Raw genomic sequence first — 25,731 nt, forward strand, 5'->3', positions numbered from 1 at the left:
AAAAATAGCTCCTTAAGCCTTTTCTTCTGCAATGGAGAAGATATATTCTCCGAAATTCATTTCCAGAGGTATTTCATGTAAATCAATAGATGAAAATAGAAATTTTAAGCTACCTTTTTTCCAGAAATCAATTCAAAATGAGTCAGCTATGAATTATAAAATTTCAGTTCTTACTTTATTGCTCTTTTCGCTTTTTATAAGGCCTACATCTGCTTTGCAGGAATCCACTCCAGGCTATTTCATGCATCCCGATGTACATGAAAATACGGTTGTTTTTGTAGCCGAAGGGGATATTTGGATGGCTCCACTTTCCGGGGGAATGGCCACTCGACTCACGACGCATCCCGGTGATGAGTCGGACCCCAAAATCTCTCCCGATGGTCAATGGGTCGCTTATGCGGCAAGCTACGAAGGCCCGACAGAGGTCTATGTGATGCCGATCTCCGGCGGCCTTCCCAAAAGACTGACTTACGAACCTGCTGCTTCCATTCCCACAGCCTGGAAATCCGCGACGGAAGTGGCCTACACCACCAATCAGTATTCCACTTTGCCACGATTGCGCACCGTGGTGGTGGATATGAATTCCAGAGAAAAAGAAATGCTTCCTCTGGAAATGGCAGCTGAGGGGAGCTTTGATCGAGACTCCGATACTTACTTTTTTGTGCGGCCTACTTACCACAACAATGTAACCAAGCGATACAAGGGAGGGACAGCTCGCCAACTCTGGAAATATAGCGATGGAGCTCCTGAAGCCGTCAAGCTCACACAGAATTACGATGGGGAAGATCATCATCCGGTATATCATGATGGAAGAGTTTACTTCATTTCTTCTCGCGATGGCATTCAGAATGTCTGGTCGATGAAGACCGATGGCTCGGATATTCAGCAGCACACCAAGGAAGAATCTTATGATGTCCGAGAGTATTCTCTTTCAGGAAATAAGTTGGTCTATCGCTCAGGCGCCGATTTGTACCAGATGAGTTTGGGACAGGGATCATCCGAAAAAATTGCCATTCGATTGGTTTCAGATTTTGATCAGCTACGGGAAAAATGGGTGGATAACCCAGCTTCCTACATCACTAATATTTCGGTTTCTAACGACGGGGAAAAGGTTGCTTTGACTGCTCGGGGCCGGGTTTTTGTCTTTCCAGCAAAAGAAGGGCGAATGCTTCGCCTGAGCCGAAAAGATGGAGTTCGCTATCGTGATGCTGTTTTCACTACAGATTCCAAGGATATTTTGACCTTTTCGGATGAAAGTGGAGAATTTGAAATCCATCAATATTCCGGTTTGGGTTTGGACCAAGGCAAGCAATTGACGGATAACGGCACCACACTGCGATTCAACATAACTCCATCGCCGGATGGAAAGTGGCTGGCTTGGACCGATCTGAATAATGACCTTTGGATTCGTAATCTTTCCACGGGAAAAGCCGTCAAAGCCAATCTCACAGATGAGGACTTGCATGGTAGCATGGCTTGGTCTCCCGATAGTCAATGGCTAGCCTTTGGGCAGGCTGCTTCCAATACTTTTACTCAGCTATTTGTATTTAATCCATCTTCTGGGAAGCGGGTGACGCTAACTTCTGATCGGACCAACAGCCTCAACCCACAATGGAGTGCAGATGGGAACTGGATTTATTTCCTCTCTGACAGGAACTTCGAAACCAAGGTGGGTAGTCCTTGGGGGCAGCGACAGCCAGAGCCTTTCTGGGAAAAGCAGATGAAGATTTACCACATTCCTTTGCAGAAGGGCTTGATTTCTCCTTTCACTCCCAAAAACGAACTGAAAGCGGAAGAGAAGAAATCTGAAGGTCCAGTGACAGTAACCATTGATGAAGAGGGACTGATGGAGCGAGTGCAGGAGGTTCCTGTGCCAGCTGGAAATTATAAAAATCTGATCGTGACGGATAAGGCTTTGTATTACCATCGAGTAGGTCCGGGCCCAGGTATTTATTATGGCGGCGGGGCATCCAATGATGATGAGCCTGCCTTGATGATGACTCCGATTTCGGATAAAGCTGAGCAGAAAGTTTTCGCAGACAAAATCAACAGCTATGCGGTCTCAGCCAACAACAAATACGCTTTGCTAAGACAAGGTTCCAATCATTTTTTGGTGGAATTGGGGACTTCACCCGTTTCTGATTTATCAAAAAATAGATTGGATCTGAGTGGCTGGAAATTCAGCATAGACCCTCGGGAAGATTGGAGGCAAATCTATACCGACGCCTGGCGCATGGAGCGGGATTATTTCTACGATGCAGGGATGCATGGGGTAGATTGGGATAAAATGCATGAAAAATACATGCCTTTGGTGGATCGGGTGACAACCCGAAATGAGCTTTCGGATGTGATTGGTGAGTTGATCGGCGAACTCTCTGTTCTGCACACCTCCGTACGAGGAGGAGATACCCGAGATGGAGATGATAATATTCAGTTTGGAATGCTGGGAGGGCTTTTCTCCAAAACCAATAATGGCTATCAAATCGACTATATTTTCCAAAGCGATCCAGACTATCCGGATGAGAAATCACCTTTGAGCCATCCCGCTTATGGAATTCAGGAAGGTGATGTGATCACGCATATTGATGGGACGTCTGTTTTAGAAGTGGAGGATATGCAGGTATTGTTTCGTGACAAAGCTGGCAAGCAAGTTCGGATAGCAGTAGCTGGAAAAGGAGATCACATCATTTATCCCATGAGTTCTCGGCAGGAGAGTAACCTCCGCTACAACGATTGGGAATATACCCGGAGACTGGAAACCGAAGCTAAATCCGACGGGGATATAGGATACGTCCACTTGCGAGCCATGACTTCTGGTGACATTGGACAGTGGTATCGGGATTTCTATCCGCAGTTTAAGAAGAAAGGCTTGGTCATCGATGTGCGCCACAATCGAGGAGGAAATATTGATTCTTTTATCTTGGAAAAACTTATTCGCGAGGCTTTCTTTTACTGGAAGAGCCGAACAGGAGAGCCCTACTGGAATATGAATTATGCATTCCGAGGACATTTGGTCTTGCTGGTGGATGAGTTTACTGCTTCCGATGGGGAGGCATTTGCCGAAGGCTTCAGAAGGTTAGGTTTGGGCAAAGCAATCGGAGCTAGGACCTGGGGAGGTGAAGTTTGGCTTTCCGGAGTGAATACCCTTTCGGATAATGGTATTGCGAGGGCTCCGATGAATGGGGTGTATGGAGTCGTTGGTGGAGACACCAACGACGGCGAGAATGTCGAATGGCTGATCGAAGGGGTTGGTTTTATTCCGGATATCGAAGTGATCAATCTGCCTAAGGCGACTTTCGAAGGAAAAGATGCTCAGTTGGATGCTGCGATTGAGCATCTGAAAGAGTTGATCCAAAAGGATCCTAGGGATGTTCCAGCGCCTCCGGCTTATCCGGATTTGAGTTTTAAGAATGGTCGGAATTAAACGGTGCCACTAGCTTTTAATCCAAAAGTTTAGAAATAAAAAAAGACCAGCTAATCTCTTCAATTCTGAAGGATTGCTGGTCTTCTTGATTTTAAATCAGGCTAAATTTTTTTCTTTTAATCCAACATCCCCCGAAGAACTTTCCTTGCTTCCTCAAATCGATTCATCATACGATTCATCTCGATTTCACCGTATGCTTGTCTGGCGATTTTTTCCGATGCATCAATAGCTCGAATGAGGTCCGCCGCCGCAGTTTTTTTGGAAGCAGGGTCAGTACTGCCAATGGATTCTATCCAGATTGGCGAACTGTGTGCAAAAGGTCTGGCATGCATACTTGGCCAAGAATCTTCTCTGATTTCGCTGGCATAGGCACGGATTGCTACCCAGCCTCCTTCGGGAAGAGTTACTTTCCCTTGATATTCTCGGGTTTCACCGGCTTTGACTCCCTCCAATTTTTCCACGATCTCTCCATTTACGATTAACTCAACTACATCAATATCATTGGTGCTAGCTAAAGTAGCGGACCAGTCTTGTTTTCCGCTCGAAACTACATCGCCGGGTTTGGCATTTTCACCCATTTGGAAAAGTAGGGCAGGGCCGGTGGTCACAAATCCTTTTCCGGCCATTGCTGCATCCAAAACGGCTTCGGTACTCATTTCAGTTCCTTCCAAGCGAACATAATTTCGGCCAGTACCCACCGCCATCGTACGATGAAAATCCACCCACATATCCGTGCCTGACATAGCCGCTACAGGACGGCCGATGTTCAGAAGGCGATACCACACATGGCTATTTCCCAATGGGCTAGTCCAGGCGCAGACCATTTCCAAACCAATTCGATCGGCTAATACCGCATCAGAAATAAGCTCGATAGGAATGGGGCCACTTTCGAGTTGCTCAAAAGGATCGGAGTCAATCTCTATGGGATGCACATAAGTAGTGAAAGCATCATGTTGATCTGCAAAATCGATGACCTCCCCATTGCTTCGATTGGGATCTCCGAGTTTGGGGTTGTTAGGTCCCCAAAACCAAGGTGCATATGCTTTATCTGTTCCCATTAAGCTGACATGACCGTGAAAGTGAGAACGCACTTCTTGCCCTTGAGCGACAATTCGACCATTCTTTTCGGTTTCCTTTCCAATTATCGATGCATCAATTCTTCTTTCCCAGCGATTCCAAGACATAGGTGCTAGGAGGTCCAGATTTTCTCCCTCCAAAGCTTGAAGCGCGTCCTGGTGAGTTGCCCGATGATGCCCGTCTCCATTCAGGTGGACATGGTGATCTGCCGATACATATCCTGCAGCTTTAGCATCCCAAATCGCACTGATGCTAAGGGTAACTTCGCTTGATTGCCCATCTTGAATCTGTACCATGGATTTTACAGATGGCGTCATGGGGCCTTGAACACCTGTTATTTGATAATTTCCGACTGGAATTGGAAAGCTTGATTCTCCTTCCAGATAAAAATAATGACGGCCCGTTTGAGGGTCTACATAAGTGGCATTTTCATGTGAAGCTACAGGATAACCGTCCTCTCTTATGATGGAAATTCTTGCTGTGATAGGCTGGCCAGAGTCATCGACCACTTTGACATTCAAGGTTCCTGTTGTTTCTCCCAAGTCCCAATTCTGAATTTTCACCTCTTCGGCCACTCCTCCATAAGTAGGGATTTGCATCAGTCGAAATTGTCGTTTTTCATCCAGTTCGACGAAATAAATCATCTCCCCATCAGCGCTAAATGCTGGAGTCAAGGCAAAAGGGTTTCCATCGGTTAGTCTGTGCTTCACTCGAGGATCATCCAAGTCCATGGTCCAGAGGTGGTAGTCATTGTCTATGGGAGCGCTGTAGACAATGAGACGCTGAGCTGGATGGGAATCCGCAGTCAAATGATAGGTCAATGTCTGTGCAAGGGCGATGGTGTCTGTATTACTTTCAAAGTTTCTAATTCTGAGTACCCGGTGGGCACCACTACCATGCAGGTACATCAAGCTATTGCCATCCGGTAGACTTCTTGAGTTTCGCTCCACTTGACGAAGCTCGGTCAATGGCTCATCCATGGCAGAAGAAAGGTGATATCTGCGGAGATTGAGCGAACCGGTTTTTCCAGAGGTGTAATAGATCCATTCTCCATCCGCAGAAAATTCAGGATCCAGTTCAATGGTTTCAGTATCAATTCTTTTTTCCTCGCCGCTAGCTAAGTCTCGGATGATGATAGCTGTATTTTTCCCCTCATCTCTCACAAAAGTCAACTTATTGCCATCTGGGGACCATCTCGGCCGGGAGTCTATCCCTGGACCTTTTGTAAGTCGGGCAGCCGTTCCAGTCCCCAAATTGAGATTCCAGATCCAGCCTCTGGCAGCGAAAGCTAGATGTTTGCCATCGGGGGCAGGAGCCGGATCTGTGGGACCGTGTGCAAGAATCGGAAGTTCATGCTCTTCTAAATAGACATGATGTCCAAAGTCATCGAGTTTCGCATAATGATTATACCATTGTGCGGAAGCAATACCGAGGGTTAATAGTTGTATTATTACAGCTAGTGCAAGGGATGCAAGAATTGAGTTTAGGTAGCGCATTATTTCTATGAATGGGACTTTTGTGAAGGACTGGTCGAAAGCCAATGCCTATCAATAAGTAAAATGAGGCCCTATTGAGAGCTTAATGATGTTCTTTACCTATTGCTCTTCCAATTTCAAAAATCTAGCTGCATTTCCATAAAATATTCCTTCTTTATCTTCCTCCGTCAAGAAGTCCAAGCTTTCCAGAAACTCTATGGATTTTTCGATGGCGTAGGGCCAGATCATTTGGTCGGAGCCAAACATGACTCGGTCCAGGTAACCGGCATGCTTGATATTTCGGAGAAAATCCGTCACGTATCTCTGGGTATTTGGCTCCACCCAGAGCAATACTGCGATATCTGTATAAAGTTGTGGATAGTAGGCCATCAATCGAATGGCATGCTCCGGCCAGTCTTCCCCTCCGGCATGCATCAGATAGACTCGGAGTTTGGGATACTTGACCAATACATCTTCGATCAGGTAAGGATCTCCTAAGGCCAGTCTTGCTTTTGGAGACCAAGAGTAAGTACCTCCCGGGTCTCCACCGCCGGTATGTACCGCCACCGGGATATCATATTTTTCGCAAATTTCAAGGTAAGGCTGCCAAATAGAGTCGCTCAAGGTAGTACCGCTGTAGTAAGGGCCAAGTTCTCCGAAAATCTCAATTTCACCGGCTTGGACCATTTCCTCAAATTTGACAATGTCAATTCCGTAATCGTCCGGTAAAAAACTCAGAATACCTCGAATTACCCGATTGTCTTTATCGCGTTTTTTCCAGTTTTTCACACTTTCAGGGTTCCCACTGACTGCAGCTTTGACAATATTGAAACGCTCCATAGCTGCAAAGGTCTCAAGAAGATGCTCTTCGGCATTCGCTGAACCCTTTACCCCATAATGATCTGTAGCAGAAGGTTCCCGCACACCAAAATCACTTTCGGTGTAGGAGTGAATGTGCATATCGATGATTTTTCTTTGTGAAAAAGCTTCCTGAAAGGATATTCCTACTAAGAAAATTAATATAAATGTTCTTTTCATGGGTGTGTGATTCATGGATTGATTCTCCCGTATTTCTTTAAAAGTTCAATGACCTCGTCTTCCGGTAACTCATAGACTGTGGTGTTATTTTTTCCTACCATTGTTTCTGCAGCCACCAAGGCATTCAAAATCGACTCTTCTGTAGCCTGTGCCACTGCTTCGAAAAGTGAAGAAATCTTATCATTAGGGATCATGGTCAGTTGCTGCGTATCCAAACGGTTTGCAGCTCCAGAGTTGGCAGTAGAAAAAGCGATGAATATGTCTCCTGAGCCATTTCCTCCATAGCCGCCCACTCTACTTATCCCTATCGGAACTCGGCGTGCCAATCGCTTTAATTGATGGGGAAGAAGGGGTGCGTCTGTAGCGACGATCACAATGATGGAACCCCGCTCTTCTTGGCGTTTTAATGGATCCAAAAGAATCTGACGGTCCGAAATCTCCTTTCCAACTGGCACTCCTGCTATGGTCAAGCTCTCTCGTGTACCGTAATTTGCCTGCACCAAAACACCCAGGGTGTAGGTGGTATTATTGATGATGACTTCACGGGAAGAGGTTCCGATTCCTCCTTTAAATTGATGACAAATCATCCCTGTTCCTCCTCCGACATTTCCCTCCTCAACAGGCCCTGACTTGGCATTATCCAAGGCTGAAAAAACATGTTCTTTTTTGACGTGAAAGCCGTTGATGTCGTTCAAGTCTCCATCGTAGGTTTCAGCAACTACCGGCAAAGCCCAAAATACATCAGGTTCATCGGGTAGCGGGTCAAAATGATTGTTTTCAAACTCCCATTCCACCACGGCATCCCTCACTATCCCTACGCTATGGGTATTGGTAATGGCTATCGGCCCTTCCAAAAAACCCGATTCTTCCACCCAAGTAGTTCCTGTCATTTCTCCATTGCCGTTGAGGCTGTACCAACCTGCGAAAACAGGATCGTATTGCTTTCCTCTTGGGAAAATTGCTGTCACGCCTGTTCTTACAGGACCTTCTCCCACTATCAATTCACCTTCTCCCGAAATCAAGGTCGTGTGCCCCACTTCAACCCCTTTGACATCAGTGATGGCATTGAGTTTCCCAGGATTACCATCCAGAGGAATTCCCAAATCTCTGGCTCGGGGCTTTTGGGCATAGCTAAAGGAAAAAGCAAATGAGAATAAGAGGACTACAAAAATTCTTTTCATTATTGATTCATTTTTTATTCCACTGCAAAACGATCTCTGTGATAAAAAGCGGAACGGCCCAAGAAAGCCAAATGGCGGTAGGGCCCGTTTCCACAAATGGCCCCAAATCATCATAAAAAGGCTGTCTCGTCAACCATCGAAAAAGTACGAAGGCAAAGGTTACCACGTAGCTTCGGATCATCCATTCTTTGTGGAGGTTGATTCGGCGCAGAAGGATAAATCGAAAGGCCATCCCTGTGGTGCCAAACCATGCAAAAGCCAAACCGATCAGAGATAAGCTCCAAGTCCAATGGAAATCAAGGGCGATGGTGAGTGAAAGTGCAATCGAGCTAATGACCGCGATCAAAATTCCACAGATATAGGCCATTCCCATCATGCGGTGGATTTTGAGGTATCGGTTTCTAAAAGTTTTCCAAAATTGAAAGGGGCCTAAAGTGAGAGCGATGAGTCCCCCTGAAATATGGCCGATTAAAGGCCATTTCATTGCCCAATATTCTCCAAAAAAGGATTCCTCAAAGCCAAAGTACGGTAAGGCGTCATGGAGAATGAATTTGCCCGCGAATAGTATCAGGAAGCCCCAAACAAAAAGTAGAAGCCAGGCTTTGGGATTGCTTGGGACAAGTGTGAGTTTAGTTTCCATTGGGATTTCTCAGTTAGTAGTTTGAGGAGAAAGCCTTTCCTAAGCTATTGAAGCCTCGTGTAGTTTCTTGGTATCCACGTATTGTTGAAATCCTGTGATTTTTCCATTTTTCACAGTCCAAAAATGTGCAACCTGCGCGTTGTATGCTTTTCCGCTTTTATACTTGGCATCATATCGCAAAGTGGCTAGTACCTTTCCATGAAGCATTTCATGGATTTCGATGTCCTTTAGATTGAAGTATTCATGGTCTTGCAAAATGGGACCAAAAACTCCATTCAGAATTGCATCTGGACCTACATAGGGATTTCCTTTTGCGTATTCATTTCCTTCGGCTTCGTTCCAAACGATTTGAGAATCCATAGTCCCGAGAACTCCCGGTACATCTCCTTTGCTGAAAGCCTGGTAGAGACTATCGACAACTGCTTTATTTTCTGCGGATTCCTTGATTAAATTTTCCATGGTTTTATAAGATTACTATTAGTGTGATTTATGGGCTTCCAGTTCGATTTCAATCAAAAATTCGGGCATGACCAAGCCTTTGACTTCAATCCACGAACCGGTAGGAAATTGCTTTTGGTAGATTGAGCCTCTATATGCTGCGTGCTCTAAAAAGGCAGGCATATCCGTGGTGAATACATTTTCTACCAGTACATCATCGAAGCTGCAGCCATAATGTGCCAAGACTTTTTCCAGGTCAGCATAGCAGTTTTTCATTTGCTGAAGAAAGTCGCCAACAGCCAAGGGGTTACCTTCATCATCCATGCTTACTGCTCCTGAAATCTTGATGCTATCTCCGATTTTCACTGCGTGGGTATAGCCATAGGCTTTTTCGAGTTCGGGTCTAAGAGAGAAAAATTCTGGGGTTTGACTACTCATCTCATTTTTTTTAAGTTAAAAGATGGAATAATCTCCACTTTCATTTGATCCTTCCCAAAAGGCTTAGGATGAAGGCCTATAAAATGTTTCCCCAATGAGTATTTTCCTTCCCCGGAAAATTCACAATTAAGCAATTGATATTCAATTGCATTTTATTGTATATTAATCGCATGAAGCGATTTTTTATCCTTGTTTTTGTATTGTTTCAGATTCAGCTAGAAGCTCAGGTAGTTTCAAAAGACGGTAAAGTCGAATATTCAAAGGTTTTTGAGGAGACAGATGATTTTGGTGCGGATTACCTTGAAAAAATAGAGCAATCACTTCCTTCAGTGAAAGAGACCGAATTGAGGCTGCAAATGCTCTGGGATCTGGGCTATTATTACCATACCAGAAATCTACGCAAATCCCTTTCCGTCATCAATCAAGGCCTGGAAGAGGCTCGAATGGCAGAAAGTGAGCTTTGGGAGGGTAGAATGCAGGTGGCTCAAGGGGCTATTTTGCTGAGAATGGAACAACTCGATCAGGCAGAAGAGATGCTTCAAAGTGCTTTGGAAAAACTTCCCGAATCCGAAACCTGGCTTTTGCTAACCAATCTGGGCTATGTCCAGGAGCGAAGGGGAGACTTGGGAAAGGCTTTTGAATTGGCAACCCAAACACTTCAACTCGGGGAGAAATACGGTGACAGGAAAGCCATGGCCATGGCCTATTCGGATATCAGCAACTTATTTTGGAAGCAAGGCAAACCCGAGCAAGGCTTGGAATATGGACTGAAGTCTCTCGCCCTTTTTGAGGAGCGGGGAATCCAGGATTTAGATTTTGATTTTACCCTGCATGTGACTGGAAATAACCTGATTGCACTCGGGCGAAATGAGGAAGCACTTCCTTATTTCCAGCAATCTATTCGTATGGGAAAGCAATATGGCTTCTACAATAATCTCAGTGACACGTATATCGCCTTGACGGATCTTTATGTGGCATTGGGGGATTTTGAAAATGCAGAGACCTCCGGAAAGGAGGCACTCAAGTATGCCGAACTCCTTCAAAATGAGTTTATGGTCGTGCGCTCCTTGCTTTCTTTGGGCAAAGTGAAAAAAGAGCGGGGATTCTATCAGGATGCGATTACCTACCTTGGACGAAGTATCCGCACGGCTACCGAGGACTTTGGAGATCGTTATTTTTTGAGTTTGATCTATCGGGAATTGGCGGAAGCCTACGAGGGAGCCGGTGAAATTTCCAATTCCTATCAGGCATTTAAGCGCTATCATGAGCTCGATCAATCTGTCTTCAATGCAGAGGCGGATCAGCGGATTGCCCAATTGCAAACTGAAATGGATGTAACCCAAAAGGAAGGAATTATTTCCCTTCAAGAGGAGGCGCTGAAGCGACAGAATATCATTCAGATTTTTACACTTCTATTCACCGCATTGATGGTGTTTTTTCTCTTCTTCCTTTATCGGGTTTTTGTGAAGCGAAAAAAGTACAGCCAACTTTTGGAAAAGCAGAATCGAGAAAAAGAATTTTTGCTGAAAGAGATCCATCATCGGGTCAAAAACAATTTGGAGACTATTTCCAGCCTCTTGGCTTTGCAGACAGCTCAAATCGAAAATGAGGAGCTTCAAGACATCATGATCGAAAGCCAAAACCGGGTTCAAAGCATGGGGATGATCCATCAAAATCTCTATCAAGGAGAAAATTTGGCTGCAATTGAGATGAAAAATTATTTCAAAAATTTGGGCTCTTTTATTATTGATTCCTTCAATGCTTCAGCACGAATAAGCTTGGAAGTAGAGATGGAACCCTTGGAGTTGGATGTGGATCGTGCGATTCCGATAGGCTTGATTGTCAATGAGTTGATTACCAATTCGCTGAAGTATGCATTTCCAGATGGAAGAGATGGTGAGATTCTGATCAGTTTGAAAAAAGATCAAGATCATCTGTGCCTGAAAGTAGCAGATGATGGCGCTGGAATGAAGAAAAATAATCCCACTTTGGGAACGGGCTTTGGTACTCAGCTCGTGGCACTTTTGACTAAGCAGCTCGACGGAAAAATGACACTGAGCACCCAAAAAGGAACAGAATTATATTTTGAGTTTAAGACCAATAAAGCAGCATGAGTGAGAAGACCAGAATTTTGATTGTGGAGGATGATATGATTATCGCTGCGAATATTTCACTGCAGCTCTCTAAGCTTGGCTATGAAGTCACGGGAATTGAGTCCCGGGGAGAGGATGCCGTCAATCACGCCATCGAAAATCATCCGGATATTATTTTGATGGATATCCAGCTGAAAGGGGGAATGAATGGGATAGATGCAGCAAAGAAAATCCAGGAAAAGACTGCAATTCCTTTGATTTACCTGACTGCCAACGCTGACGAAGCTTCTTTTCAAAAGGCCAAAGAAACTAAACCCTATGCCTTTATTTCCAAGCCTTTTAACAAGTTAAATCTAGAGCGGACCATTGAATTGGTAGCGGAAAAAATCAAAGAGGAAAAAATTGAAACGGAAGATTCAGATTCGTTGATCGAGAGCCTGGATGACCGGATTTTTATTCGAAACAATGGGAAACTGATCAAGCTGATGCTGGACGAAATTCTCTATATCGAAGCTGATAGAAACTACTGTAATATTTTTACCAACAGTCAGAATTATCTCATTGTCAGCCCATTGAATGCTTTTTGTCAAAAGATTGAAAGTAGGGATTTTCTGCGGGTGCATCGCTCCTATGTGGTCAATCTTAAGAAGCTAGATGCGGTAGCTGATTCACATTTGGAGATTATGCGTAAGGTCATCCCAATCAGTAAAATGTATAAGGAGGATTTGATGCGGAGTATCAGGAAGGTATAATTTACCCTTTGGCCAAAATCCCACCGTCAATGGTGTAAACAGACCCCGTAATCCAAGAGGCATCATCCGAGGCTAGGAACAAAGCTAATTTGGCAATGTCTTCAGGTTCCCCTAAACGCTGGACCAAAGTATTTCTGCCCGCATTTTCCACCGCTTTTGCAGGATCGGGAAAGGCAACAGCTGATGCATGAATAAAGGGTGTGTCGACAGGTCCGGGGCAAATGCAATTGATTCGGATATGGGGAGCGTAATCAACCGCTGCCTGTTTGGCTAAAGCTACCAATCCTGCTTTGGATGCGCAGTAAGCTGGATGATTGGGAAAGGATTTGAAAGCGGCAATTGATGAGTTGATTACCACCGAGGCATTGGGGCTTTTTTGTAGGTGTGGAAGGGATGCTTTTAGCAGCTGAAAAACGGAGGTCAAATTGACATTAAAGGTTTGAGTCCATGTTTCCAAAGGTAAATCCGTAATTGATCCAAGACCCAGCATCCCCGCATTTGTGAGCAAGCCATCCAATTGCCCGAATTTTTCCAAAGCCAATTCAACGAGTCTTTGATTATAGCCCGGATCACTGACATCGCCCGCCAAGAAATAAGCTTCGGTTTGCAAAAGACTTAATAATTCCTCTGCAGCCTCCTCATTACGTCCGCTAAGAATAAGTTTTGCTCCTTCCCTAGAAAACTCTAAGGCCATAGCACGCCCCATGCCACTGGTAGCGCCACTTATGATAAATGTCCTATTTTGAAGTTTCATATGGGGTTTAGCTATCCGACTTTTCCATCTCCATTGATATCTTTTCCACTTTCCTCCTCAAGTACTTTCAGCGTTTTGATCAGTAGTTCTTGCGTCTTGCGCAATTCACTTTCCAGGTAGGCCACTCTAGCTTCCAAAGTGGAGGCTCTTGAGCTGTGACTGGAGATTTGACTTTGTTGGATAAGGTTCCAGAATAGTCCCATGGTTTATTTTATTTTTAGTTCCGATGAGTTTGATTTAAAATTTTTCGGGTAGTAGCACGCTTATTTGATCAAAATTTTTAGGGAAGTCCTTAATGTTTCTTGTAACAAAATAAGCGCACTGGTTCGAAATAGCAGTTTGATAAAGGATTGCATCCTCCAAATCCTTAAAGTCCGATTGAATAGCTCGCTCGATATCCTCTGAATTTGTTTGGGTTAAATGGACCAATAGATTGATTTTAGCTATCGTTTCTCTAATCACTTTGGGAGAGATATTTGATTTTTGAAGGACGTAGATAATAGTCTGAATACAAGAAACGGAGGTAAATAGTTTGACTTGTCGGTTGGCACTGGATTCTAAAAATTTTTGAACTCTACTTCCGAAATCGCCTCGATCTAAAACCAAATCAAGAAAAATATTAGTATCGATGAAAGCTCTATTTTTCATACTTTTCTCCTGCCGATTCTCGGATTACTTTTTTCCAATCTGTCTTCTCAGGAGCCCTTCCAGCAATTCCTCGTAGCTCCCCAATTAAAGCAAGTTGCTTTTCTTTGTCTTTTTCGATTTCCTTATTCAGGAGTTCTTCAATCAAAAATGAAAGACTTTGCTGCTTGTTTTGAGCTATTTTTCGACTTTTTTCTATGGTTTCCTTATCGATACTAAGTGTAAGTTTTGTTTTCATGATACGTATAAAAATTTTCCTACGTATAAATATAAATAAACTTTTTGATACAAATGACTCGTGATATTTCTGCCTGAATGAAAAGGTCCCATAGCTGGTCATTTTGGGGAAAATCCTATTTCATTTCCCTTTTTTTTAATTGGTACTTACGGGTAGTACAATTCTAAAGGTAGAGCCTTCCCCTTCTTTACTTTCTAATAAAAGCTGTCCACCATGTGCTTGAATAATTTCATAGGCTAGAGATAAACCCAAACCTGTCCCGGAGCCAGTAGGCTTTGTGGTGAAAAATGGTTGGAAGATTTTCTCCTTAATGGACTCGGGTATTCCAATGCCATTGTCAATAACAGAAATAACGGCCTGAGGTCCTGAAACTGAATCCTTTGCCAAGGATGTGGTGATTTTGACAAGTGGTTTAAACTCCGCATTGCTTTCTTTGGTTGATCTGTCCAAAACGGCGTAAAACCCATTATTCAAGAGATTAAAAATCACTTTTCCTATTTCCTGTGGGATTACATTGACCTTGGGTAGATTCATATCAGTGGAGATGTCCATCTCAATCTCCACGTCTTTGGAGATTATGTTTTTATACTTTGCCAAAAAGCTATGATATGATATCCTCAAAGATCCATTTGCTAATGCATTTAAATCTGTAGTTTCATTTTTACCCTGACCTTGCTTGCTGTGCTCAAGCATATTTTTTACGATGGCATCAGCTTGCAGACCATGCTTTCTGATTCTCTCAAAATTGGATTTTACATCAGAAAGTAACTCTTGGATAATTTTCTCATCCCGGTCTTCAAGGCTTTTTCCGTACTCAGCAAGAATCTCATCAATCAACTCATCGCTGACCTCCGTGAAATTGTTCACAAAATTCAATGGGTTTTGTATCTCATGCGCAATTCCTGAAGCTAGTTCCCCCATGGAGGCCATTTTTTCAGAATTGACAAGTTGTCTCTGAGTCTTTCTAAGATCTTTTAAGGTCTGCTCTAAGTCCTCCTTTTGTAGCTGTAGTTCGGCAGTTCGCTGATGTACTTTCCTTTCCAAATTATCATACAGCTGGGCATTGGATATAGAGATGGCGATTTGAGTGGAGAGGGTCTGAAGTAATTCTTTATGAGAAACTGTAAAAGCTCCAATCGAAAGAGAGTTTTCTAAATATAAAATCGCCAAAAGCATCCCTTGATGAATGACTGGAAGGCACAAAATGGATTTTACCTTGGCTGAGTCTAAGTAGGGTGTTACCCCAAATTCAGGATGGTTTTGTGCATCTTCGAGCAACAATGATTTATGGCTATTCAGCACATAATTGATTATCTCCTCTGGCAATTTTATGGCATTTGAGGGATACGGAACGCCTTGTAATAGTTTGTATGACCTTGGATTGACGATGCCTTCAGCTTCAATTTTCCAGGAATCATCCGAATGCATAATGAAATAGCCTCTTTCGGCACCTGCATTTTCAAGCACCACTTCCATCATTTTGCTAAGTACACCTTTCAGAGTCACCTCTTGGGAGATAGCTGAAGAAGCCTTGATAAGTGTCTGGGAATCGAACATTTCAAGGGATTGAATAGTCCGTGTTGTTTCACTTATCGTCAAACTCTTTTGTTTTTGGCCTTTTTGAAAGAGTGTAGGGTAGATTTCTTGCAATTGGTTCACCTTATTGATGGCTCCATATTCGAGGTAAGTCAAATAGGCGTCCTTCAGGTAAACTTCGCCAATTCTGCTTTTCCCATGATTTAGCATCATGATTCCGGCTTTCTCAAGGGCTATCGCCTTTAGAGGCAGCATTTCCTGCTTTGTGGCTTGGTCAATAGCTGCATCATAAAGTTCCAAAGCTTCTAATACATGACCTTCTTTATCCTTTTTGATTGCTTTGATGAGATCAATTCGAAACTGAAAATTTTCAGGAATTGAAGAGTTCCATTTTTCTAAAATGGTGATCGATTCTTCAATAGAGTTTTGTAGATCTTCCTCAGGATTGGAGAGGTCAATCAACTCTAAAGCAATAAGTGGAAGGTAGATGTAATAATCTGCCAAAACCACCGAACCGGGGACGGCAGAAAGGTAATTTTTTGCATTTGCCAAATGTTCGTATGCTCCTTTGGCATCTCCCAATAGATAGGATGAAAATCCTTTGTAGAGGGAGAAATAGAACCTTCCAAAATAGTTTTGCTCTTTTTCTAAAAGTGCGTAAATATTCTCTTCAGATTCAAATTCTTTGAGTGAAGAAGGACCTCCCAAGTCGTGTATCAATTGATAAAAAACAAGAATGGTGCTTTTTACAAACTGATTTTTGGTTTTTTCTGCAATCTGTAATCCCTCATACATCCGCTCATCCAAGACAGACAAGGAGCTCCCTGAAGTAGTAGTCACCTGCCCAAGACCTGAAATATTATATCCTGCAAATTGAAGCTCACCCGATTGAAGTCCCGAGGATATACCTTCTTTTAGGTAATTATAACCATTCTTTGCAGGCCTCGCATAAATATTCAAAAAAGCCCCAAGTACAAAACAGGTATTGCTTCGCTGTCTGAGGCTTTTCAGATCGATGGAAAGCTGATAAGATAAATCTCCAAAATCAAATCCCTGTTGATAGTCATTGAAAGCCAACCCACATAGAATACCATAGGAGCTAAAGGCAGTACAACTCTCGGCTACGTTTCCACTTTCTATGGAATTTGCCGTACTAGCCAAGACTAGGTAGGTCCACAGATTGCTTTGCCCACCCAGAAAGGCAGGAGCAAGCATGTTGACGATCAGCTTTATTTTTATACTGGAAATTTCATCTGAAGAGAGTGTCCGGTTTTTGAGAAGGTCAAGCGGCTTTTTACCTTCCATCAAGGAAATAATTGTTCCAAAACCCTGTCCGATTGCAGGTTCAAGTTCGGCGTCTTGGGGAATAGTTAATCCGATTAATTCCAGACCTTTTCTTCCAAAATCCAATGCTTCTTGGAATTGGATCTTCATGGTGTAGAAAATGATCAGCTGATTATAAATCAAAGCTTTCTCAAAATTGGAATTAGCGTAGCCCAAAACTTCATTTGCCAGATTAAGGGCTTTATTTTGATCTCCTGCGATAAACTCTACCTCAATTTGAGCAAAGGAAATATTCCATATTAAATCATATTCATTAACCCAGGGATTTTTGTCCCGGAGTAAGGCACTTGCCAGGTTCAAAAGCTTCAAAGATTCATCAAAGGCCACGGCGTCCCGAGCTTTGATTCCTGCCTCATAGTTAAACTTTGCAAGCTCTATTTCTCTTTCAGGATCGGCGATTAAAGATTTGGCACGGTTCAATTGATTTGTGATACGAAAGACCCAATCTTCCTTTCCTCTGTCCAAGTGTTCTTTAAAGAACTCTCCGATCTCTAAGTGTACTTGTTCCTTATTTTTAAGAAATAAGTAGGCTGCTTGTTGAATTCGATCATGTACAAAAAAATAGTTGGTCCCGTCAAAGAATAGAAAAGAGTCATTCAATGCAGGCGAAAGTTCTTCTCTTAAGGTTGATTCTTTAAGACCATTTAAACCTGCTAATTCTGAAGCAGAAAAATGATTACCGATAGCTGCACCGGTACCTAGGTAGTGCCTCACATTTTCCGGCAGTTTTTCCATTTGCTTCATCAGGAAATCCACCACATTTTCAGTTGCACTTTCTATGGCAATTTCAGCTTCATTCCATTCCCATCTCCCCTTTTTAGGATCAGAATAAATCAATCCCTTTTCATGCAAACTTTCAATAAAGCGATGTACATAAAATGGGTTTCCACTGGTCTTTTCATGGATTTGTTTCGCAAACTCTAGGACTTCGGCGTTATTCCTCATCAGGCAGTAAGCCAAAATATTGTTGATCTCATCGATCGGCAAGAGCCCCAGTTCCATTTGGTTAATAGTAATTCCAGATTTTTTCAAATCATCAAGCATTCGACTTAAAGGATGATCATTGCTTACCTCGGTATCTCTAAAAGCCCCTACAATAAAGAAGGCTTGATTTTGATTATTCTTGAGAAGCTGCGAAAGTAGATTCAGACTGGCGAGGTCTATCCATTGTAAATCATCCAAAAACAAGGTGATGGGATAGGGCTGGGAGGTAAAAACCTTGATAAACTCCGCAAATACATATTCAAATCGATTTTGAGATTCTAATGGGCTGAGGGATTCAATTTCGACTTGAGGACCAATTATTTTCTCTAAGGTTGGGAATACATCGGTCAGAAGTTTTCCATTCTGCCCCAAGGCATTGATTAGGCGGTCTTTCCAAAAAGACAATGCCTTTTTATGCTCGCTCAATAATTGAGAAAGGAGGCTTTCAAAGGCCTGAATTAATCCACTGTATGGAATGGGCTGATTTAAGAGCTCAAATTTACCATGAAGGAAAAAGCCATTTTGCTCCAGTACAGGTTTTTTCAGTTCCTGAATTAAAGCTGATTTTCCGATTCCTGGACTCCCGTTTACCAATAGTAACTGAGTTTCCTTCTTGTTTAAAGAATTCTCCCAATAGTCCATTAATTCTTTCAGTTCCTTCTCTCTTCCAAATAGCTGCCTAGGCATCCTGAAAATGGTAGAGAAGTCGTATTCAGCTAGTTTGAATTCGGGTATTTCGCCTAATTCATCATAAAGCTCTGCACATTTCAGTAAATCCTTTTCAAGCCCTTTTGCTGACTGATATCGATCATCGGCAGATTTCGATAAGAGCTTAAATATGATTTTCTCCAATACCGAAGGAATATTGGATAGATAGTTTTTGAATGGGGAAGGAGGAGATGCAATATGTTTATGGATAATCTGATAAGAATCCTCACCGTCAAATGGGAAAAACCCAGAAAGTAAGCGATAGAATAATACCCCTAAAGAATAGAAATCAGTTCGGTAATCTGTTAATCTATTAATTCGACCAGTTTGCTCCGGAGATAGGTAATGAATTTTACCACCGGCAATTTTTTCTGAACTTATTTTTAAGAACGTAGCGGATACTCCAAAATCGATGAGTCGAATACTGGAGAAATCCTTTGCTACCAGAATATTATCAGAGCTTATGTCTCGATGAACGATTTTTTGCCGATGCATTTCCCCAACAGCATGGGTGATTTTTGGAGCGATTTTTAAGAATTCTTCTATTGATAAGCGGCTATTATTTTTTAAAAAATTATCCAGTGAAGATCCATCAAAATACTCCTGAACGATAGCAAAGCCATTTCCGATTCGAATGAGCTCCAGATATTTGGCCAAACCATCACCAGAAATATTCTCACCGATCTTAAATTCATCTTTTACTCGCTCTATTTTATGAGGAGATGGAAAGTCATCCGAATGAACCTTTATGATGACTTTAACTCCTGTTTTGTGGTGCACGGCTTCATAAACAGAAGTTTCAATGTCCTCATAAAGCTTATTTTTTAATAAGTATTCACCTATGTTCATCTCCTATTTATCGATACAAGTAGTTGTTATACAATGCTTTAGATTCAAAAGAAACTAATTTGGAAATTAATATTTTTCCTAGACTTCCTCCCCTTAATCGAAATGCGGGTAAATTTCTTTCTCGAAGAAATCTTGGATTTTATGTTTGTCCAACCAGATTTTATCAATCATATATTGGTAATCTTCTTTCACCGGAACGGTGTAGGGATCTTCATCATTTGATTCTAGCGAATCTGTCCAAACCGAGTGCAAGGTGAATGCATAATTCAGGTCAGGGTGTGAGAGTACCGCTTTCGGCCCCTGTTTAAGATTTGCAGCATCGAAAATCCATACTTCTCTGAAGAAGTTTTTTACACCATCTAATTCGTCCTCATTGATCATCAGGACAGTAATGTATCCGTCAATCCCCGGTCTAGGGTTTACATTTCCTTTTCTATGGGTAAACTGAAGGGATCTAATTTCATATCCCTTAGGGAATTGAAAATAGTCCTCCAATTCAAAGCTTTGGGCATTCAGCCGCACTACTTGATGTGGGATTCCCTCTTCAGAAAGTTGCTTGACCTTTTCTGCGGGTATTTTTCTATTGGGATAGTCTTTGTAAAGCTCGTAGATGAATTCGGTTAATCTTCTGGGTTCCAGTCCGTAGCATTGGAAGAAGATATCCGTGATTTCATTACTGGGAATACTCCCGGAAATTATATCTCTAAATGTATAGATACCTACACCCCAAGTGTGGGCACCCAGGTCTTCAGGCTTGTCTAGATTTCCGGTTGCATCTAAGATGCTTTCGGATAAAAGATTCCCCTTTTCACCATCAATTTCATATTTGCTGATCCTTCCTATATCCATGACTCCCGCAGAGATGATCCCGGCTGTGCCTGGTTCTATATCAGATCCATCCACTAATTTGTCGAAAGGTCTTACCCATTCTGCCAGACATGCGGCGCTATTGCTTGCTCCGTACAGGGTTAATTTCCCATTCGGATTTTTATAATTTAGATAGCAATGTATGAATTCGGGTTCAAGCTTAATTTGCTTGGCTAATACAGTTTTTGAAGCCGGATTTAAGTCCTTTCTGGCTACGATATATAGGTAGGTATACGGCTCTTGGGGTACAGATGTGACCTTTCTGATGAAGTTGTCAATTTCCTGATTATGAGTAAAAGGATTATTGAACATTACGTCCAATGATAACTTAAAAGCAGCATCAATAAATACAAAGTAGCCCTCTGAAAGGGTTGTTTGATGGCAGCATTGTGTGATTTTTAAATTTTCTCCTTTTTCATCGACCATCCTCCAAGACTTTAAAGATGGGGATCCATCAAAGCAATGAAGATATACTTCATCCTTGACAGAAAATTCATTTTCGGGGACTCCGAAAAAGGAAAGAATATCTCCCAATACTTTGGTAAATGTGTGTTTTAATTTTCGAAAGAACCTTTGAAACTTACTTTCATGAGTCGGTCGGTTTTGGTGGACATTCTGAAAATATTCATTCAGCTTTTCACGAGCCTCATTTTTGTCAGTAATCGTCTTCCAGCTTTTTACTTTTTCCTCTAATTCCTTTTCTATTTTATCATGATGCAAGTGGAGGGTTGGCCACAAATTGGATTCTTTGAGTTGTAAAGATGTGGACTTGGTGTAGTTCACAGAAAAAAGTTCCTTGGTCACAGGGTCAAAGGCAGGATGCGCAGTAGTCTGCAAAACTGGAAATGGCCATGGAACAATCCCGGGGACGCCATTGATATATTCCTTCAGATAACCGATAGGGGTTTTGATCTTCAGTGTTTTGGGATCAAACTCATAAGGCCTCCCCACATCAGTTGTCGCAACTAATCTGTCTTTTTTATCATTTCCGTATCGGATGGGAGTAATCGCAGTGGATAACAAATCACTGCAGCCGAGCCAAAATGATAGTCGGGTAATTCCAAGATTCTTAAAACCACTGACGCTTTGTTTCCATTTAGGATAATGAGGATGGCTTCCTTCTTTTGTCGCTTCATCGGCATAATAAGCGGGTGGTTTTAGAAGCCTTGCTTTTAGGAATACTTTTCCTGCTTGGTCAAAATCATATCTCATTACAAACCCTCCGCCAAGCAGAATTGGAGAGCCATATTCTTTATTTCTGCTACCATCTGGATTTTTTTCAGGGTAGGGATAGGGCGAGTTTACCGAGCCACTTGAAGAGTTGATAAAAACGTGACCTGTGATGTCGTCAGGTAGCTCGCCATAGATGACTTTCAGTTCTAAATCCAACGAATCACGGGTGGATGAAATTAGCGGTCGCACTGGAAGATTGAGGGCCGCTCTTCCTTGTTGAAGGATTTTATGTTGGAACATGAGAAAAATTAAAAATTGTTGGTGTTTTTCAAGATAAATAAAACTTTTCTTATTTCAGATATTATTTATTTACTTTTATAAAGACTAAAATATCAGTGATTTTGCTTTTCAAACACAGCTGATTAACTAAATAATAGTATAATTCAGTTTCCTCTATAGAGTTCAAAAAAATCCTTTATCGGAATAATAAAAAGTATGTAGAATTCTCCTAATTCGCACTTGAAAAAAGGTTTTTATAATTGGGGTTATTACAAACAAAAAGGGAGGATCGATTTTGCTAAAAATAGGCCTTCAAAAAGATGAAATTCTCAGAGCCTTCTTTTTTTGTTTTCAAAAGTTGATGTCCCATTTCAAAAATTCACTAGGTCGGTATTTGTATCCTGAATGTTGTACCCTTTCCGCTTTCGGACTCTACCTTTACCTCCCCGCCATGCGCCTTCACGATATCATAAGATAGTGATAAGCCAAGGCCGGTTCCTGATCCTGAGGGCTTGGTTGTGAAAAAGGGCTGAAAGATTTTGTCTTTGATGGACTCGGGAATTCCCGGGCCATTGTCTGAAACTGAGATTTCTATTCCATTTTTTGTTTTAACCGTACTTAGTGTCAATTGTGGTTTGTATCCCTCCAAGTTACCTTTTGCTTTTTCACTCACCGCATAGAAGGCATTATTTGCCAGATTGAGTAAAACTCGACCAATTTCAGAAGGCAGAATTTTGACTTTTGGAAGATTCGGAGCAAGATTCAATTTGAGATCTGCATTGAAAGACTTGTCCTTGGCTCGTAGCCCATGATAAGAGAGCTTGACATATTCATCAGCCAAAACATTGATATCTGTAAGTACTTTTTCACCGGTACTTATTCTACTATGTTCCAGCATATTTTTCACAATAGAGCCTGCGCGATGACCATGTTTGTTGATTTTTTGGAGGTTTTGCTTAAGGTCAGCGATGATTTCAAAAATGAGTTCATTATCACGTTCTGCTGCGGTTTTTTTCTGTTCTTCTTCGATTTCTTCAATTAGCTCATTGCTGATTTCGGAAAAGTTATTGACAAAGTTCAAGGGGTTTTGGATTTCATGGGCGATTCCAGCTGTGAGTTCTCCGAGCGAGGCCATTTTTTCAGCTTGGATTAACTGTGATTGTGTATTGATTAGTGCCTCATTTTTATTCTGAATATTTGCTAAGGCTTTCGATTTGCCAGTTTCATAAACTAATAAAATAATAAATATCGTAAGATTAGTCCCTAGGATGGAGGAGAAATAAAAGAGATTGCTTTTTGCAGGGTCGAATGTGGGGACTGGCGTTCCGAATTGACTCTCAAACCAGAATAATCCCAAACTGAGGAATGCTGATAGAATCATCCAGAATGTCGCAGCACGTTTTCCCTGGATCAACATTGCCACTGCCGGAAGTAAGAAGAATGCAGCTGCTGCAGGAGATGATAAACCTCCCTGAAGCCATGCCTGTATTGGAAAGCTGATGGCAAATTGTGATAAGACTAATGTGGTAGCGATGGATTTTTTTAACCCATATCGATAAGCTAAAAGAATAAGCAGGTTAATCACCCCATTGATTAGGAGCAGGTAGCCGTTAAGCTCCGCTTTGATCTCAATAGCCAAATTGATTCCTAGAAAATTAGAAACTGCCGAGATAAGTAAGACTGCGACAAATATTCGTTCTGATCGTAATTCATCTCCGCTCTGTAGCTTTTGGGGAGGGATGAAAAACTCTGTGATTTTTTTAAACATAATTATGCTTTACTAAGTGCTCCAAATAGCTTACCGTGTCTTTTCCAAAGAATGTAGATGAAGGTATTGTCTAGGATGAAGCATGATATTCCTAGGAACTGTACGAAGTGATTTTCAGGGTAGAAGAAGAACATGGAAACAGAAATTAATCCTGTGCCCAACATTCGAGCCCAGGCCAAAATCATTGAGAATTGTCCGGTATCTTTGGTTTGCATCAGCAAAAACACACATTGTAATGAGAGAATTACATTGATGATATATCCCGAGTTTGCCCCGATGAGTGTGTCAAAGCCTTCATTTTTAAAGAGGTAGGAAAATACGATCCAGAAGCCAAAATTGATCACACAGAATAATGCAAAATGCTTTTTGGTTTCAGGATTCATTGGCTGTTTGGTACCATATTGAAGGACCGAGTAGAAAATAAAACAGTCTAATAAAAATGCAGCCTGATAGCTCAGGGCGAATAAAAGACCAGTATTAGGATGATATATCCAGCTCCATACGAATTCCCAACCGATATTCGCACCTGCAACGTAGGCCGGCATTTCCACAAATTTCTTTTTGCGGATTTCCCTCACCAGAATCACGTATGCGACGACCCAAAAAAGGCAACCGACACCATTGAAAATAAGCCCGGCAAGTGAATAATCTTCAAAATTGATTAAAGGCTGATTCATAGCATTTAAGATTTTGTGCCCCAATCTTGAGTGAGGGATTTGGGAATGTAGAAATTGATGATTGAGCGGGTGGTCATTCGTTTAAGCATCAGCATAAGGCCAAGCTTTGTAAATCCCTGAAGGAAAAAAGAAAAGATCAGGCTTTTATCCAGAAACTCCCCTACCGCTGTGATTCTTCTGAGTTTCTTTTCCATTCTATCAATCTGTGATTGATCAATGGGCTCCACGCCAAGCAAATCCGAAATGTCTTTGCCCATCATTAATCGCATCAAGGCGATATTGGATTGGCTTCCCAGAATGGGTTTTGATTTCGTGTCTTGGAATTCCCGAAGGGCTTTGACCAGTTCTTTGGCATGATCACTTGGGGCAATCTCTTTATCAAGAATACTATGGCCAAGCTTTAATGCGTCCTTGGCATTTTTTGGAATCATATCCTCATCTAGCCCAGCGATGTGGCCGATCACCCTCCAGCAATGGATGTAAGCTTCCATTTCTACTGGCTCAAATTCTACCCCAATCGTCTCGAGCCCTTCCAAAATCAAAGCGGAAAATGACATCAAAGTCCCCGCTAAATCCTCCTGATTGATAGGCTCACCGTAGGTGTCGGCATCCCAGTTATGTTGTTTCAGAAAGTATCGAATAGTGGCATGGATGAGACGGACTTTTTGTGTAGCTCTTAGTCCCTTACCTTTCTTATCCAGTCCATTGGGAGACATGGCAAAAACGACGAAAAGGGCCGTTTCTGCAATTCTTCTTGAGTAGGCGTCCAAGGAACCCTTCTTTTCATTGAGTCGGGCAGTTTTGTGAAGGACTTCCGCACCTCGGGCACAGGCATAGCATTCGGGCAGTGATTTATAGCTAAGTAAAAGCCCTATCCAAATTCCATGTCTAAGGTAGATTTGTTGGCCTAAGGCAATCAGATCAGGATCAGCCCATTCAGGGAGTTTGGCACTTTCTTCAAAATAATCATGAAGCTCTTTGGGTGCTGTGGGGGGTAGTTGTTCGCTGTCTTTGACGATAGATTGAAAAAGATGATTGATCTCAGCCGATTCTTGTTTTGCCATGATAATTGCTACTGTCTGATCAGCTAAGGGGTCCATGTGAGAGCGCTTGGAATCCAACTTTTCAGGGGACCAATCCGAAAGTTCTTGAGGATCCATTTCTTTGAATTTCTGAAGTGCTCTTCTTTTGATTTTTATGTTTTTGATGACAAAGGCGATCGATAGGACCACAAAAATGAGTAATAAGACCAAAAGTAATTTTGAGAGCATATGGGTGATAGTTAGTGTATATGGTCGAGTTTAGATAGGCGGATTTTGAAATGCCGGATTTCAGTATTCAACTTAATTTTTA

Annotated in this window: 18 protein-coding genes; 3 read left to right on the top strand and 15 right to left on the bottom strand. The window is 42.2% G+C overall.

Going from position 1 to position 25,731, the window contains the following annotated elements:
* Positions 1-148 precede the first annotated feature (148 nt).
* Positions 149-3,424: a S41 family peptidase gene (locus CDH51_RS13400; RefSeq protein WP_100629446.1), complete on the top strand. Its 3,276-nt coding sequence runs from the start codon at positions 149-151 to the stop codon at positions 3,422-3,424.
* Between the two features lie 116 nt (positions 3,425-3,540).
* Here CDH51_RS13400 and CDH51_RS13405 read toward each other — a convergent pair whose 3' ends face one another.
* The 6 genes from CDH51_RS13405 to CDH51_RS13430 form a co-directional block, all read right to left on the bottom strand.
* Complete coding sequence (locus tag CDH51_RS13405; protein ID WP_100629447.1) at positions 3,541-5,997, bottom strand: CehA/McbA family metallohydrolase; 2,457 nt, start codon at positions 5,995-5,997, stop codon at positions 3,541-3,543.
* Positions 5,998-6,096: 99 nt separating this feature from the next.
* The gene (locus tag CDH51_RS13410) at positions 6,097-7,014 is read right to left on the bottom strand and encodes an amidohydrolase family protein (protein ID WP_157807117.1); all 918 of its coding nucleotides are present in this window, start codon (positions 7,012-7,014) and stop codon (positions 6,097-6,099) included.
* Between the two features lie 11 nt (positions 7,015-7,025).
* Complete coding sequence (locus CDH51_RS13415) at positions 7,026-8,195, bottom strand: DmpA family aminopeptidase (protein WP_198514308.1); 1,170 nt, start codon at positions 8,193-8,195, stop codon at positions 7,026-7,028.
* 7 nt (positions 8,196-8,202) lie between these two features.
* Positions 8,203-8,835 (bottom strand): DUF2306 domain-containing protein, encoded by a 633-nt coding sequence (locus CDH51_RS13420; RefSeq protein ID WP_100629028.1) that lies wholly within the window; start codon positions 8,833-8,835, stop codon positions 8,203-8,205.
* Positions 8,836-8,874: 39 nt separating this feature from the next.
* The gene (locus CDH51_RS13425; RefSeq protein ID WP_100629029.1) at positions 8,875-9,294 is read right to left on the bottom strand and encodes a nuclear transport factor 2 family protein; all 420 of its coding nucleotides are present in this window, start codon (positions 9,292-9,294) and stop codon (positions 8,875-8,877) included.
* 18 nt (positions 9,295-9,312) lie between these two features.
* The gene (locus CDH51_RS13430) at positions 9,313-9,711 is read right to left on the bottom strand and encodes a RidA family protein (protein WP_100629030.1); all 399 of its coding nucleotides are present in this window, start codon (positions 9,709-9,711) and stop codon (positions 9,313-9,315) included.
* A 170-nt stretch (positions 9,712-9,881) separates the two neighbouring features.
* On the opposite strand from CDH51_RS13430, the gene CDH51_RS13435 reads away from it, so the two are divergent.
* Entirely contained in the window at positions 9,882-11,825 is a 1,944-nt protein-coding gene (locus tag CDH51_RS13435) for a tetratricopeptide repeat-containing sensor histidine kinase (RefSeq protein WP_100629031.1), read from the top strand.
* Entirely contained in the window at positions 11,822-12,556 is a 735-nt protein-coding gene (locus CDH51_RS13440; RefSeq protein ID WP_100629032.1) for a response regulator, read from the top strand. The genes CDH51_RS13435 and CDH51_RS13440 overlap by 4 nt, the downstream gene beginning before the upstream one ends.
* Before the next feature lies 1 nt (position 12,557).
* On the opposite strand, the gene CDH51_RS13445 is transcribed toward CDH51_RS13440, so the two are convergent.
* The 9 genes from CDH51_RS13445 to CDH51_RS13485 form a co-directional block, all read right to left on the bottom strand.
* Positions 12,558-13,310: an SDR family NAD(P)-dependent oxidoreductase gene (locus CDH51_RS13445; protein WP_100629033.1), complete on the bottom strand. Its 753-nt coding sequence runs from the start codon at positions 13,308-13,310 to the stop codon at positions 12,558-12,560.
* 11 nt (positions 13,311-13,321) lie between these two features.
* The gene (locus CDH51_RS13450) at positions 13,322-13,513 is read right to left on the bottom strand and encodes a hypothetical protein (RefSeq protein WP_100629034.1); all 192 of its coding nucleotides are present in this window, start codon (positions 13,511-13,513) and stop codon (positions 13,322-13,324) included.
* A 34-nt stretch (positions 13,514-13,547) separates the two neighbouring features.
* The gene (locus tag CDH51_RS13455) at positions 13,548-13,958 is read right to left on the bottom strand and encodes a type II toxin-antitoxin system VapC family toxin (RefSeq protein WP_100629035.1); all 411 of its coding nucleotides are present in this window, start codon (positions 13,956-13,958) and stop codon (positions 13,548-13,550) included.
* Positions 13,948-14,193, bottom strand: a complete 246-nt coding sequence (locus CDH51_RS13460; RefSeq protein ID WP_100629036.1) for a DUF6364 family protein — start codon at positions 14,191-14,193, stop codon at positions 13,948-13,950. Before CDH51_RS13460 ends, CDH51_RS13455 begins: the two co-directional genes overlap by 11 nt.
* Positions 14,194-14,328: 135 nt before the next feature.
* Positions 14,329-19,614 carry an ATP-binding sensor histidine kinase gene (locus CDH51_RS13465; protein ID WP_100629037.1) on the bottom strand — a complete coding sequence of 1,762 codons (5,286 nt, stop codon included), beginning with the start codon at positions 19,612-19,614 and terminating at the stop codon, positions 14,329-14,331.
* A 93-nt stretch (positions 19,615-19,707) separates the two neighbouring features.
* A complete protein-coding gene (locus tag CDH51_RS13470; RefSeq protein WP_100629038.1) occupies positions 19,708-21,954 on the bottom strand; it encodes a carotenoid oxygenase family protein in 2,247 nt (748 codons plus the stop codon).
* A gap of 361 nt (positions 21,955-22,315) precedes the next feature.
* Positions 22,316-23,701, bottom strand: a complete 1,386-nt coding sequence (locus tag CDH51_RS13475) for a sensor histidine kinase (protein WP_100629039.1) — start codon at positions 23,699-23,701, stop codon at positions 22,316-22,318.
* Positions 23,702-23,703: 2 nt separating this feature from the next.
* Positions 23,704-24,378: a transmembrane-type terpene cyclase gene (locus CDH51_RS13480; RefSeq protein ID WP_157807118.1), complete on the bottom strand. Its 675-nt coding sequence runs from the start codon at positions 24,376-24,378 to the stop codon at positions 23,704-23,706.
* 5 nt (positions 24,379-24,383) lie between these two features.
* A complete protein-coding gene (locus tag CDH51_RS13485) occupies positions 24,384-25,649 on the bottom strand; it encodes an oxygenase MpaB family protein (protein ID WP_100629041.1) in 1,266 nt (421 codons plus the stop codon).
* Positions 25,650-25,731: the final 82 nt, after the last annotated feature.

This window comes from Algoriphagus formosus (assembly GCF_002807035.1).
Taxonomy (GTDB): domain Bacteria; phylum Bacteroidota; class Bacteroidia; order Cytophagales; family Cyclobacteriaceae; genus Algoriphagus; species Algoriphagus formosus.